Below are 13,670 nucleotides of genomic sequence, written 5' to 3' on the forward strand. Positions count from 1 at the left end.
GAGCATCGACGGTACGAAGAGCGAAGAGGGCGTCCCCACCTGACTGGGGCGCCCTCTTCGTGTGTGCGGCGCCGGATCAGCGCTCGCCGTCCGGATCAGCCCTTGCTGAGCTCCCAGAAGCGGAACACGGTGGAGGCGTCGAGGCAGTACTCCAGGCCGTAGACGTCGTCGCGGACGACGGCGTACTGCTTGGCCTGCCAGACCGGAAGGACGGGGACGTCCTGGGCGACGAGGTCCTGGAGCGTGCCGAAGTGGTCGTCCGTCGCGGAGCGGTCCGGCTGGGCGGCGGTCTCGGGGATGAGCGAGCCGGTGATCTTGTTGTTGCTGTAGTTGTTGTCCAGCACGTTGCCCTTGCCGAAGAAGGGGGCCGTGAAGTTGTCGGCGTCCGGGTAGTCGGGCACCCAGCCCTTCACGTAGACGCCGTACTTGCCGGCGGCGATGTCCTTCTCGTACTGGTCGAAGGCCACGGACTTGACGTCGGCGGCGAACAGCCCGCTGGCGTTGAGCTGCTCGGCGATCGTCTTGAGTTCCTGGTCGGTGGCCGGGCCGTAGCGGGACGGCGTCGACCACAGGGTCAGCTTCACCTTGCCGGTGATGCCCTCGTCGGCGAGGGCGGCCGCGGCCTTGGACCGGGAGGGCTGGGCGCCGTAGGTGTCGAAGAAGGCCGTGTTGTGGCCCGCGATACCGGCCGGGACGATCGAGTACAGCGGGGTCGCGGTGCCCTGGTAGACGTCGTGGATGAGGGCTTCGCGGTCGAGGAGGTGGGCGATGGCCTTGCGGACGCCGAGCTGTCCCGCGACCGGGTCGTCCATGTTGAAGACGAGGTGCTGGACCTCGGCGCTGGTGCCCTCGACGACCTCGACGCCGGAGTCGGGCGCGGCGTTCTCGATGTCGGCGATGTCGCCCGCGCTCAGACCGCGGTAGGCGATGTCGATCTTGTCGCCGGACAGGGCGGTCTTCAGGGCGGCCTGGTCGCCGTGGAAGAACTTCAGCGTGACGCCGGGGTTCTGGGGCTCGGCGGTGCCCTTGTAGTTCTCGTTGACGGAGAACACGGCCTGGTCGTCGTCGAACGAGTCGAGCTGGTAGGGGCCGGAGCCGACCGCCTTGCCGTCCTCGCGGAGTTTGCCGGCGTCGTACTGCCTGTGGTCGACGATCGAGCCTGCGCCGGAGGCGATCTTGCTCGGGAAGGTCGCGTCGGGGGTGTTGAGCCTGAAGACGACGGTCTTGTCGTCCGGGGTCTCGACCTTGTCGAGCATCGGGAACATGATCGCGGGACCGGCGTCGTCGTTGATCTTCAGCATGCGGTCGAAGGAGAACTTGACGTCCTCGGAGGTGAGCGCGTCACCGTTGCTGAACTTGAGGCCGGTCTTGAGGGTGCACTCGTACACCTGGGTCCGGGTGTCCGTGAACTCGCAGCTCTGGGCGGCGTCCGGCTCCGGTTCCGTGCCGCCCTTGGGGAAGCTGAGCAGCGACTGGAAGACGTTGTTGAACAACATCCAGGAGCCGGGGTCGTATCCGGAGGCCGGGTCGGTGGCCAGGACGTCGTCGGACATCCCCATGACCACGGAGGAGCCGCCGGAACCGGAGTCCCCCGACTCCGTGCCGCAGCCGGTCAGCAGACCGGAGGCCAGCCCCGCCACGATGGGCAGGACCTGCCACTGGATGCGCTTGTTCACGCGAGTGCCTTGTCGTCGATTCTTGTGGAATCCCGGGCCCGTCCGCTCGGGCCCGGGTCGAAGGAGGCGTGCCGGTGGTCAACCGCTCACGCCGTGTGACGAGCGGCCGGTCAGCCGCTCACGCCCTTGCCGAGTTCCCAAAGCTGCAGCGTCGACGAGGAGTTGAGGGCGTAGGCGCTGCCCGTGACGTCGTCGCGGGCGGCGACGTACTGCTTGCCCTGCCACAGCGGCAGTACGGGGACGTCCTTGGCGACGATGTCCTGGATCTCGGTCAGGCTTCCGGACGCGGCGAGGCGGTCGGCCTCGCGGCGGGAGTCCGGGATCAGGGTGTTGCGGATCTCGCTGTTGGAGTAGGGCGATCCGAGGAAGTTGTCCTTGTCGAGGAACGGGGCGAGGTAGTTGTCGGGGTCCGGGAAGTCCGGGAACCAGCCCATGCCGTAGACGTCGTACTGGCCCTTCTGCTCCGCGGGGCGGAAGGTGGACCAGGGGGCGCCCTTGATGGTGATGTCGAAGAGCCCGCTGGCGTTGAGCTGCTTCTGGAGGTCCTCGAACTCCTCCTTGGTGGCCGAGCCGTAGTGGTCGGTCGTGTAGTGGAGGGTCAGCTTCACCGGGGTGGTGATGTCGGCCTGCGCCAGCAGCGCCTTGGCCTTGCTGACGCTCGGGTCGCCGTACTTGTTGAAGAAGGAGTTGGAGTGGCCGGTGATGGTGGCCGGGACCAGCGAGAACAGCGGCTCGGCCTGGGTGCCGTAGACCTTGGAGACGAGCTCGCTGCGGTTGATGACCTGGGCCATCGCCTGGCGCACGGCACGGGACTTCACGGCCGGGGCGTCGGTGTTGAAGGCGAGGTAGCGGATCTCCAGGCCGGCCATCTCGACGAGGTCGACGTCGCCGCCGGACTCGTTCGACAGCTTCCGGATCTGCTGGGGCGACATGGTGCGGGTGATGAGGTCGATGTCGCCCTTCTCGAGGGCGGTGCCCATGGCGTCGGCGTCCGTGTAGGAGCGCAGTTCGACCTTGTCGTTGTTCACCGTCAACGCCCCCTTGTAGTGGGGGTTCTTGGTGAACTCGGCGTCGACGAGCTCGTCGTTCTTGACGTCGGCCTTCATGGTGTACGGGCCGGAGCCGTCGACGTCGAAGCCGTCGCGGAGCTTGTTCTTCGCGTAGTCGTCGGGGTTGACGATGCCGGCGACCGGGGTCGACAGCTTGTACGGGAAGGTGGCGTCGGCGGTCTTGAGGTGGAAGATGACCTCGCGCTCGCCCTTGGTCTCGACGGTGTCGATGGTGGACAGCAGGGCGAAGACGCCGGAGTCGGCCTTGATGGCGCGGGCGCGGTCGATGGAGTACTTCACGTCGGCCGCGGTGACGGCGTCGCCGTTCGCGAACTTCAGGCCGTCGCGCAGGGTGCAGACGTAGCGTTCGTTGCCGCTGTCGCTGAAGCCGCAGGACTGGGCGGCCTCGGGTACGGGGTCGCCCTCGCCCTTGGGCTGGATCATCAGGGTCTGCACGGTCTGGCGCAGGACGTTCCAGGTGCCGACGTCGTAGGCGTAGGCGGGGTCGAGCGGGGCCGGAGCGTCCTTCGTGGCGGTGAACCGGTCCGTGGTGCCGACGGCGATCGCGTCGCCCCCGCCGCTGCCGCTGTCGGACCCGCCGCAGGCGGCGAGCACCGGCGCGAGCAGACCTATGACGGCCGGCAGCACCAAAGTCTTGCGGTTCATGCTCGAGTTTCTCCAGAGCTTCAGTCCGTGTACCCGGCATGCAAGGGTGGCGCGGCGGGTCACGGGGTTAGGGCGATGTTCTCACCAGGAGGTTAGTCCGAGCTTGCAGGAGGGCTCGCTGCCACCGGAGTTGGGCTTCCATCACGCAGTGAAACCGGGTGCGGACACACCGAAAGCCCGCCAGGGGAAGGATTGGTGCAGGGTTTCATCAATCGGGACACATGGACGCGCCCGCGGCCCTTACGGCGGGGTGTCCGGCACAGCCTCGACCGACTGTCGAGGGGCGGTCGAGTGGGGAACCTCACACCCGTAAGGGGGCGCCGACGGGCTGGAATTCAGCCGTCCGGCGCGCTTTCAATTCGGCGACAGGGCTCTGGGGAATTACCGCGTTATGCGCGCTGCACGCTCGGTGAACACCCGAGGCATTTCCGTCATCGAAGAGTGATCAACCCGCGCAGAAATGTCAGGTCGACCTCTTCGAGCGAGCCGACGACCGTGCGGCCGGGGGCCGCGGGGATGGGGGCCACGGACGGCACCGCAACGACCTGGCAGCCGGCGGCCTCGGCGGCGGCGACACCGGTCGCGGTGTCCTCGACGACCGCGCATCTGGCCGGGTCCGCGCCTAGTCCGGCGGCGGCGAACAGGTACGGGTCGGGGTACGGCTTGGTGCGCGGCACCTCGTCGCCGGCGACGGTGAGGGCGAAGTGCTGCGGCCCGAGGGAGTCGAGGACCCGGTCGATGATCCGCCGGTGCGAGGCGGAGACCAGGGCGGTGGGGACCCGGTGCGCGGACAGTTCGGCCAGCAGCCGGGTGGCACCGGGCATCAGGGGCAGGGAGCGGCCGATACGGTCCTCGAAGCCCTGGTTGAGCAGGACGGTGAGCTCGGCGAGGGTGATGTCGGCGCCGGTGGCCTCGATCAGGAAGCCGGCGCTGCGGGTCATGGGGCCGCCGACCACGACATGGCGCCAGGAGTCGTCGAGGGCGTGGCCGAGACCGGCGAAGACCTCGACCTCGACGTCCCACCAGAAGCCCTCGGTGTCCACCAGGGTGCCGTCCATGTCGAGGAGGACGGCCTGGAGGGCGGAGCCGTCTGCCGTACGGGTCAATGGCGCGGGGACCGTGCTGGTCATCCACGTACCTCCTTGAAGGGACGAGCAGGCCGGTTCCCACGAAGGGAACCGGCCTGCGGTGGACCGACCAGTGTACGACTTATCCGATCAGCGTGCTGAGTGAGAGACCTCAGCGGGCGTTGAAGTACTTCGCCTCCGGGTGGTGGATGACGATCGCGTCGGTGGACTGCTCGGGGTGGAGCTGGAACTCCTCGCTGAGGTGGACGCCGATGCGCTCGGGCTGGAGGAGGTCGGCGATCTTGGCCCGGTCCTCCAGGTTGGGGCAGGCGCCGTAGCCGAGGGAGAAGCGGGCGCCCCGATACTTCAGGGCGAACATGTCTTCGACGTCGGCCGGGTCCTCGCCCGCGAAGCCGAGCTCGGAACGCACGCGCGCGTGCCAGTACTCGGCTAGCGCCTCGGCCAACTGGACGGACAGGCCGTGCAGTTCGAGGTAGTCGCGGTAGGCGTTGGACTCGAAGAGCTTGGCGGTCTGCTCCCCGATGCGCGAGCCGACGGTGACGACCTGGAGGCCGACCACGTCGGTCTCCCCCGACTCCTCGGGGCGGAAGAAGTCGGCGAGGCAGAGCCTGCGGCCGCGGCGCTGGCGCGGGAAGGTGAAGCGGGTGCGCTCGTTGCCCTGCTCGTCCAGGATGATCAGGTCGTCGTCCTTGGACACGCACGGGAAGTAGCCGTAGACGACGGCCGCTTCGAGGAGGTTCTCGGTCTGGAGCTTGTCGAGCAGGCCGCGCAGCCGGGGCCTGCCGTCGGTCTCGACGAGCTCCTCGTACGTCGGTCCCTCACCGGTGCGGGCCTGCTTGAGCCCCCACTGGCCCTTGAACAGGGCGCCCTCGTCGAGCCAGGAGGCGTACTCCTTGAGCTGGATGCCCTTGATCACGCGGGTGTCCCAGAACGGCGGCGTGGGCACCGGGTTGTCGGTGGCCACGTCGGAGCGGACGTGCCCCTCCTCGGGCCGCTCCTCCTCGACGGTCACGGCACTGGCGCGCACCCGGCGCTGCTTGAGCTCGGGCAGCTTGGCGCCGGGCACGCCCCGCTTGACGCCGATGAGGGCGTCCATGAGGCGCAGTCCCTCGAACGCGTCGCGGGCGTAGCGGACTTCGCCCTCGTAGATCTCGTGGAGATCCTGTTCGACGTACGCCCTCGTCAGCGCGGCTCCGCCGAGGATGACCGGGAACTCGGCGGCGAGGCCGCGCTGGTTGAGCTCCTCCAGGTTCTCCTTCATGATCACCGTGGACTTGACCAGGAGCCCCGACATGCCGATGACGTCGGCGCGGTGCTCGGCGGCGGCGTCCAGGATCGCGGAGACCGGCTGCTTGATGCCGAGGTTGACCACGTTGTAGCCGTTGTTGGACAGGATGATGTCGACGAGGTTCTTGCCGATGTCGTGGACGTCTCCGCGGACGGTGGCGAGCACGATGGTGCCCTTGCCGGCCTCGTCGCCCTCGACCTTCTCCATGTGCGGTTCGAGATAGGCGACCGCGGTCTTCATGACCTCGGCGGACTGGAGGACGAACGGCAGCTGCATCTGGCCGGAGCCGAAGAGCTCGCCGACGACCTTCATGCCGTCCAGGAGGGTGTCGTTGACGATGTCGAGGGCGGGGCGGTCCTGGAGGGCCGCGTCGAGGTCGGCCTCCAGGCCGTTCTTCTCGCCGTCGATGATGCGGCGCTTGAGGCGCTCCTCCAGGGGGAGGGCGGCCAGTTCCTCGGCCTTGCCGGCCTTGAGGGACTTGGCGGTGGCGCCCTCGAACAGGGCCATCAGCTTCTGGAGGGGGTCGTAGCCCTCGGCGCGGCGGTCGTAGATGAGGTCGAGGGCGGTCTGGACCTCCTCCTCGCTGAAGCGGGCGATGGGGAGGATCTTCGACGCGTGGACGATCGCCGAGTCCAGGCCCGCCTTGACGCACTCGTCGAGGAAGACCGAGTTGAGCAGGATGCGGGCGGCCGGGTTGAGGCCGAAGGAGATGTTGGACAGGCCGAGGGTGGTCTGGACGTCCGGGTGGCGGCGCTTGAGTTCGCGGATCGCCTCGATGGTGGCGAGGCCGTCCTTGCGGGACTCCTCCTGACCGGTGCAGATGGTGAAGGTCAGGGTGTCGATGAGGATGTCGGACTCGTGGATGCCCCAGTTGCCGGTCAGGTCGTCGATGAGCCGCTCGGCGATCTCGACCTTCTTCTCGGGGGTGCGGGCCTGGCCCTCCTCGTCGATGGTCAGCGCGATCAGCGCGGCGCCGTGCTCCTGGGCGAGCTTGGTGACCTTCGCGAAGCGGGACTCCGGCCCGTCGCCGTCCTCGTAGTTGACGGAGTTGATGACCGCGCGGCCGCCGAGCTTCTCCAGGCCGGCCTCGATGACGGGGACCTCGGTGGAGTCCAGGACGATCGGCAGGGTGGAGGCGGTGGCGAAGCGGCCGGCGAGCTCCTTCATGTCGGCGACGCCGTCGCGGCCCACGTAGTCCACGCAGAGGTCCAGCATGTGGGCGCCCTCGCGGATCTGCTCGCGGGCCATCTCCACGCAGTCGTCCCAGCGTGCCTCCAGCATGGCCTCGCGGAACTTCTTCGAGCCGTTGGCGTTGGTGCGCTCACCGATGGCCAGGTAGGAGGTGTCCTGGCGGAAGGGGACCGTCTGGTAGAGGGAGGCGGCGCCGGGCTCGGGCTGCGGGGTGCGCTCGCCGGGCGTGAGGTCGCGGACCCGCTCGACGACCTGGCGCAGGTGCTCGGGGGTGGTGCCGCAGCAGCCGCCGATCAGGGAGAGGCCGTAGTCCCGGACGAAGGTCTCCTGGGCGTCGGCCAGTCCCTCGGGGTCGAGCGGGAAGTGGGCGCCGTCCTTGGTGAGGATGGGCAGGCCCGCGTTCGGCATGCACAGCAGCGGGATGCGGGAGTGCCGGGCGAGGTAGCGCAGGTGCTCGCTCATCTCGGCCGGGCCGGTCGAGCAGTTCAGGCCGATCATGTCGATGCCGAGCGGCTCCAGCGCGGTCAGCGCGGCGCCGATCTCGGAGCCGAGCAGCATGGTGCCGGTGGTCTCGAACGCCATCGAGACCACCAGCGGCACGTCGGCGCCGGTGGCCTCCAGCGCGCGACGGGCGCCCAGCACGGAGGCCTTCGTCTGGAGCAGGTCCTGGGTGGTCTCGACGATCAGGGCGTCGGCGCCGCCGGCAAGCAGTCCCTCGACGTTGGCCTGGTAGCCGTCGCGGATCGTGGCGTAGTCGATGTGGCCCAGGGTGGGCAGCTTGGTGCCGGGGCCGACGGAGCCCAGGACCCAGCGCGGGCGGCCGTCGCGGGCGGTGTGCTCGTCGGCGGCCTCACGGGCGATGCGGGCGCCCGCCTCGGACAGTTCGTGCACGCGGTCGGCGATGTCGTACTCCGAGGCGGCCGTGTGGTTGGCCCCGAAGGTGTTGGTCTCCACGCAGTCGACGCCCACCGCGAAGTACGCGTCGTGGACGGAGCGGACGATGTCCGGGCGGGTCACGTTGAGGATCTCGTTGCAGCCCTCGAGGTTCTCGAAGTCCTCGAGCGTGGGGTCCTGCGCCTGGAGCATGGTGCCCATCGCTCCGTCGGCCACCACCACTCTGGTGGCGAGCGCCTCACGGAGCGCGGACACACGGGTCCGGCTGTCGGCGGAAGGGGTCAGTGGCGACGAGGCCATGAAGGGGCTCCCTCGGTTGCGACGGCTGTCGGCTTCAGGCGCCCGCGAGTCGTCCCACGCCGGGCGCACCACGCCAGGGTAGCCGGGTCCCCTGGAGGATGGTCGGCACGTCCACGGGGCGGACGAAGGTGGCGGGCAGGTCACCGGCCGGATACCAGTGACGCAACAGATGCCGACCGACCATTAGCGGGAGGTCGGCATCGACCGGTAGTGTTCGACATTGCCGAACGGCGACAGTAAAGCCGTAACAGTGGCAGCGACGCCGTCAACGGTCGGCTGTCGAAGGGGACGGAGGCAGAACGGCGATGGCACGGAACATCCAGTCGCTCGAACGGGCGGCCGCGATGCTGCGGCTCCTCGCGGGCGGCGAGCGGAGACTCGGCCTGTCGGACATCGCCTCGTCCCTGGACCTGGCCAAGGGCACCGCGCACGGCATCCTGCGCACCCTCCAGGCGGAGGGGTTCGTGGAGCAGGACGACGCCTCCGGGCGCTACCAGTTGGGTGCCGAGCTGCTGCGTCTGGGCACCACCTATCTGGACGTGCACGAGCTGCGCGCGCGTGCCCTCGTGTGGACGGACGACCTGGCCCGCTCCAGCGGGGAGAGCGTGCATCTGGGCGTGCTGCACCAGCAGGGCGTGCTGATCGTGCACCACGTCTTCCGGCCCGACGACAGCCGTCAGGTGCTGGAGATCGGGGCCATGCAGCCCCTGCACTGCACGGCGCTCGGCAAGGTGCTCTCGGCGTACGACCCGGTGGCGCACAGCGAGGCGCTGGAGAGCGACCGCAAGGCGTTCACCGACCGGACCGTGTGCGACCTGGCGGAGTTCGAGCAGATCCTCGACCTCACACGCGCGCGTGGGTACGCGGCCGATGTCGAGGAGACCTGGGAGGGCGTCGCGTCCATCGCCGCGCCCATCCACGACCGGCGGCGCATGCCGGTCGGCGCGGTCGGCATCACGGGTGCCGTGGAGCGGCTGTGCCGGTCCGACGAGGAGGGCGCGCTGCGCCCCGAGCTGATCGCGGCGGTGCGGGACTGCGCCCGCGCGGTCTCGCGGGACCTGGGTGCCGGGCGGTTCTGACAGGCGTAGGGACAGGGCCGGTACGTCGAATGACGTGCCGGCCCTCGGTCGTACCCCGACGCAATGGCACAAATCACCCGAACAAGATCGTTGACTCACAGTTATGAATAACGATCGTGTTTTCGACTACAGAACCCTTGACGTGCATGTAACCCCGGGGCAAGACTCCCGTCCATCGGTCGGCATTGTCGAACACCTACCGGCAATACGCGCTAGAGTGTGACAACGCCACGGGCCGGCATCGCTCTCACCCCGAGGGCAGCTCGAACCTCCGGAGGGACCCGGGGTTCGGTCCCCTGGACGAAGGACAAAGGAGTCGCGGGTGTCCAGCTCCGACATCTTCATCGGCGAGACCATCGGTACCGCCATACTCATCCTGCTCGGCGGTGGCGTGTGCGCCGCCGTCACGCTGAAGGCCTCCAAGGCCCGCAACGCCGGCTGGCTCGCCATCACCTTCGGGTGGGGTTTCGCCGTTCTGACGGCTGTCTACACCTCGGCGCCGCTCTCGGGCGCCCACCTCAACCCGGCCGTGACGCTGGCGCTCGCGCTCAAGAAGGACGGCATCTCCTGGGGCGACGTCCCGATCTACTGGGGCGGGCAGCTGCTCGGCGCCATGATCGGTGCGGCGCTGGTCTGGGTCGCCTACTACGGGCAGTTCCACGCGCACCTCACCGACAGGGAGATCGTCGGTGCCCCGGGTGCGCAGGCCACCACCGCCAAGGCCGTCGAGGCGCAGGAGAAGGGCGCGGGACCGGTGCTGGGCGTCTTCTCCACCGGCCCCGAGGTCCGGGTCGCCTGGCAGAACGTCGCCACGGAGGTCATCGGCACGATCGTGCTGGTGCTGGCCGTCCTCACGCAGGGTCTCAACGGCGACGGCAAGGGCCTGGGCACCCTGGGCGCCCTGATCACCGCACTCGTCGTGGTCTCCATCGGCCTGTCCCTCGGTGGCCCGACCGGCTACGCGATCAACCCGGCCCGTGACCTCGGTCCGCGTATCGTGCACGCCCTCCTCCCCCTGCCCAACAAGGGCGGCTCCGACTGGAGCTACGCCTGGGTCCCGATCGTCGGTCCGCTGATCGGCGGGGCGATCGCCGCAGGCATCTACAACATCGCTTTCGCTTAGAACATCCGAAGCGGTCGTACAGCAAAGCTGTCGTAGATCAGTCGTAGACAGTCCCCCTTACTCATGGAACCCCGGGAGCACACAGTGACCGACGCCCACACCGCCGGCCCCTTCATCGCCGCCATCGACCAGGGCACCACCTCCAGCCGCTGCATCGTCTTCGACCGTGACGGCCGTATCGTTTCGGTCGACCAGAAGGAGCACGAGCAGATCTTCCCGAAGCCGGGCTGGGTCGAGCACGACGCCAACGAGATCTGGACCAATGTCCAGGAGGTCGTCGCCGGAGCCATCCAGAAGGCCGGCATCACCCGCGACGACATCAAGGCCATCGGCATCACCAACCAGCGCGAGACGACGCTGCTGTGGGACAAGAACACCGGTGAGCCCGTCCACAACGCCATCGTCTGGCAGGACACCCGCACCGACGCCCTGTGCAAGGAGCTCGGCCGCAACGTCGGCCAGGACCGCTTCCGCCGCGAGACCGGCCTGCCGCTGGCCTCCTACTTCGCCGGCCCGAAGGCCCGCTGGCTGCTCGACAACGTCGAGGGCCTGCGCGAGCGCGCCGAGCGCGGCGACATCCTCTTCGGCACCATGGACACCTGGGTCATCTGGAACCTGACCGGTGGTGTCGACGGCGGCAAGCACTACACCGACGTCACCAACGCCTCCCGCACCATGCTGATGAACCTCCACACGCTGGAGTGGGACGAGAAGATCGCCGAGTCCATCGGCGTGCCGCTGGCGATGCTCCCCGAGATCCGCTCCTCCGCCGAGGTCTACGGCGAGGTCACCGGCGGCAGGCTGGGCGACCTGCTCGGCGGGATCCCGGTCGCCTCGGCGCTCGGTGACCAGCAGGCGGCCCTGTTCGGCCAGACCTGTTTCGCCGAGGGCGAGGCCAAGTCGACGTACGGCACCGGCACCTTCATGCTGCTGAACACCGGCGAGAAGATCATCAACTCGTACTCCGGGCTGCTGACCACCGTCGGCTACCGCATCGGTGACCAGAAGCCGGTCTACGCCCTCGAGGGCTCCATCGCCGTCACCGGTTCGCTGGTGCAGTGGATGCGCGACCAGATGGGCCTGATCTCCACCGCCGCCGAGATCGAGACGCTCGCGCTCTCCGTCGAGGACAACGGCGGGGCCTACTTCGTGCCGGCCTTCTCCGGTCTGTTCGCCCCGTACTGGCGCTCCGACGCCCGCGGTGTGATCGCCGGCCTGACCCGGTACGTCACCAAGGCGCACCTGGCGCGTGCCGTTCTGGAGGCCACCGCCTGGCAGACCCGTGAGATCACGGACGCCATGACCAAGGACTCGGGCGTCGAGCTCGCGGCCCTCAAGGTCGACGGCGGCATGACCTCCAACAACCTGCTGATGCAGACCCTCTCGGACTTCCTGGACGCCCCCGTGGTGCGCCCGATGGTCGCCGAGACCACCTGCCTCGGCGCCGCCTACGCCGCCGGTCTCGCCGTCGGCTTCTGGACCAGCACCGACGACCTGCGCGCCAACTGGCGCCGGGCCGCCGAGTGGACCCCCCGCATGGACGCGGACACCCGCGACCGTGAGTACAAGAGCTGGCTCAAGGCCGTCGAGCGGACCATGGGCTGGCTCGAGGACGAGAGCTGAGCGACGGCCCGTAGAGAGGCCCAGCCGGCTCTGAAGAGGAGTAAGAACCCCACATGACCAGTCAGTCCACCCTGCAGTCCGTGCCTGCCCTCGGTACGCGCCCGGCCTCCGGCTCCCTTCCGAGCCGCGCCGAGACCCGGGAGCAGCTCTCCAAGGCGTCGTACGACCTTCTCGTGATCGGCGGCGGCATCCTGGGCATCTCCACCGCCTGGCACGCCGCGCAGTCCGGCCTCAGGGTGGCTCTGGTCGACGCCGGCGACTTCGCCGGCGCCACCTCCTCCGCCTCCTCCAAGCTGCTCCACGGCGGTCTGCGCTATCTGCAGACCGGCGCGGTGAGGCTGGTCGCGGAGAACCACTTCGAGCGCCGTGCGGTCTCCCGCCAGGTGGCACCCCACCTGGCGAACCCGCTCACCTTCTACCTCCCCGTGTACAAGGGCGGGCCGCACGGCGCCGCGAAGCTCGGGGCGGGCGTCTTCGCCTACTCCGCGCTCTCGGCGTTCGGCGACGGCGTCGGCCACCTCCTGTCCCCCGCCAGGGCGGCGCGGGACGTGCCCGAGCTGCGCACCGACAACCTCAAGGCCGTGGCCGTGTACGGCGACGACCAGATGAACGACGCGCGCATGGCGCTGATGACGGTCCGCGCGGCCGTCGAGGCGGGCGCGGTCGTCCTCAACCACGCCGAGGTGACCGGCCTCAGGTTCACCAGGGGCCGGGTGACCGGCGCGGATCTGCGCGACCGGCAGTCCGGCGACGAGTTCGGCGTGAACGCCCGGCTCGTGCTCAACGCGACCGGGCCGTGGGTGGACCACCTGCGCAAGATGGAGGACCCGAACGCGGCACCGTCCATCCGCCTGTCCAAGGGCGCGCACCTGGTCCTCAAGCGGACCGCGCCGTGGCGGGCCGCGCTCGCGACCCCGATCGACAAGTACCGGATCACCTTCGCGCTGCCGTGGGAGGACATGCTCCTGCTGGGCACCACGGACGAGGAGTTCGAGGGCGACCCGGCGGATGTCACGGTGACCGAGAAGGACACCGCCCAGATACTCGACGAGGCCGCGTTCTCCGTCCGCGACCAGCAGCTCTCCCGTGACCTGATCACGTACTCCTTCGCGGGGCTCCGGGTGCTGCCGGGCGGTCCCGGTGACACCGCCAAGGCCAAGCGCGAGACCGTGGTCACGGAGGGCCGGGGCGGCATGCTGTCCGTCGCGGGCGGCAAGTGGACGACCTTCCGGCACATCGGCCGTACGGTCATGCAGAAGCTGGAGGCGCTGCCGGGCGCTCCGCTCGGTGACGACTTCGAGCCCATCTCCTCGCTGCCGAAGCGGCTCCCGCTGCCCGGTGTCGCCAACCCGCGCGCGGTCGCGCACCGCCTGCTGGTGGACAATCCGGCGCCCGGTCCGCGGATGGCCGCCGACACGGCGAAGCACCTGGCGACCCACTACGGCTCCCTCGCCTTCGACATCGCGCGCCTGGCCAACGAGAACCCCGAGCTGGGCGAGCGGGTCCACCCGGACGCCCCGGAGATCTGGGCGCAGGTCGTGTACGCCCGGGACAACGAGTGGGCCGAGACGCCGGACGACGTGCTGCGCCGCCGTACGACGCTGACGATCCGGGGTCTGGCCACGGACGAGGTCCGCGCGAAGGTCCAGGACCTGCTCGACAAGAAGTAGCCCTCGGCCCGGTCCCCGTCCCT

8 protein-coding genes are annotated in these 13,670 nt (G+C 69.2%); 4 read left to right on the forward strand and 4 right to left on the reverse strand.

What is annotated here, in order from left to right:
- Positions 1 to 95: 95 nt before the first annotated feature.
- The 4 genes from ABZ098_RS19655 to metH form a co-directional block, all read right to left on the reverse strand.
- Positions 96 to 1,676 (reverse strand): ABC transporter substrate-binding protein, encoded by a 1,581-nt coding sequence (locus ABZ098_RS19655; protein WP_356592733.1) that lies wholly within the window; start codon positions 1,674 to 1,676, stop codon positions 96 to 98.
- A gap of 110 nt (positions 1,677 to 1,786) precedes the next feature.
- Positions 1,787 to 3,391 carry an ABC transporter substrate-binding protein gene (locus ABZ098_RS19660; RefSeq protein ID WP_356592735.1) on the reverse strand — a complete coding sequence of 535 codons (1,605 nt, stop codon included), beginning with the start codon at positions 3,389 to 3,391 and terminating at the stop codon, positions 1,787 to 1,789.
- A gap of 431 nt (positions 3,392 to 3,822) precedes the next feature.
- Positions 3,823 to 4,521, reverse strand: coding sequence for an HAD family phosphatase (locus ABZ098_RS19665; RefSeq protein WP_356592737.1), 699 nt, complete (start codon positions 4,519 to 4,521; stop codon positions 3,823 to 3,825).
- A gap of 109 nt (positions 4,522 to 4,630) precedes the next feature.
- Positions 4,631 to 8,152, reverse strand: a complete 3,522-nt coding sequence (gene metH, locus ABZ098_RS19670; RefSeq protein ID WP_356592739.1) for a methionine synthase — start codon at positions 8,150 to 8,152, stop codon at positions 4,631 to 4,633.
- Between the two features lie 305 nt (positions 8,153 to 8,457).
- Here metH and ABZ098_RS19675 point away from each other — a divergent pair, with 305 nt between their 5' ends.
- From ABZ098_RS19675 to ABZ098_RS19690, 4 genes are all read left to right on the forward strand, one after another.
- Complete coding sequence (locus tag ABZ098_RS19675; protein ID WP_356592741.1) at positions 8,458 to 9,231, forward strand: IclR family transcriptional regulator; 774 nt, start codon at positions 8,458 to 8,460, stop codon at positions 9,229 to 9,231.
- 322 nt (positions 9,232 to 9,553) lie between these two features.
- Positions 9,554 to 10,354, forward strand: a complete 801-nt coding sequence (locus tag ABZ098_RS19680; protein ID WP_356592743.1) for an MIP/aquaporin family protein — start codon at positions 9,554 to 9,556, stop codon at positions 10,352 to 10,354.
- Positions 10,355 to 10,438: 84 nt separating this feature from the next.
- On the forward strand, positions 10,439 to 11,977 hold the full coding sequence (gene glpK, locus ABZ098_RS19685) for a glycerol kinase GlpK (RefSeq protein ID WP_356592745.1): 1,539 nt from the start codon (positions 10,439 to 10,441) through the stop codon (positions 11,975 to 11,977).
- 53 nt (positions 11,978 to 12,030) lie between these two features.
- Positions 12,031 to 13,647: a glycerol-3-phosphate dehydrogenase/oxidase gene (locus ABZ098_RS19690; protein ID WP_356592747.1), complete on the forward strand. Its 1,617-nt coding sequence runs from the start codon at positions 12,031 to 12,033 to the stop codon at positions 13,645 to 13,647.
- The last annotated feature ends 23 nt before the right edge of the window (positions 13,648 to 13,670 follow it).

This window comes from Streptomyces sp. NPDC006335 (genome assembly GCF_040612795.1).
Lineage (GTDB): Bacteria > Actinomycetota > Actinomycetes > Streptomycetales > Streptomycetaceae > Streptomyces.

Excerpts from the sequence above, each read along its gene's own strand:
- ABZ098_RS19660 (WP_356592735.1), bottom strand. The coding sequence starts at position 3,391 with ATGAACCGCAAGACTTTGGTGCTGCCGGCCGTCATAGGTCTGCTCGCG.
- ABZ098_RS19665 (WP_356592737.1), bottom strand. The coding sequence starts at position 4,521 with ATGACCAGCACGGTCCCCGCGCCATTGACCCGTACGGCAGACGGCTCC.
- metH (WP_356592739.1), bottom strand. The coding sequence starts at position 8,152 with ATGGCCTCGTCGCCACTGACCCCTTCCGCCGACAGCCGGACCCGTGTG.
- ABZ098_RS19675 (WP_356592741.1), top strand. The coding sequence starts at position 8,458 with ATGGCACGGAACATCCAGTCGCTCGAACGGGCGGCCGCGATGCTGCGG.
- ABZ098_RS19690 (WP_356592747.1), top strand. The coding sequence starts at position 12,031 with ATGACCAGTCAGTCCACCCTGCAGTCCGTGCCTGCCCTCGGTACGCGC.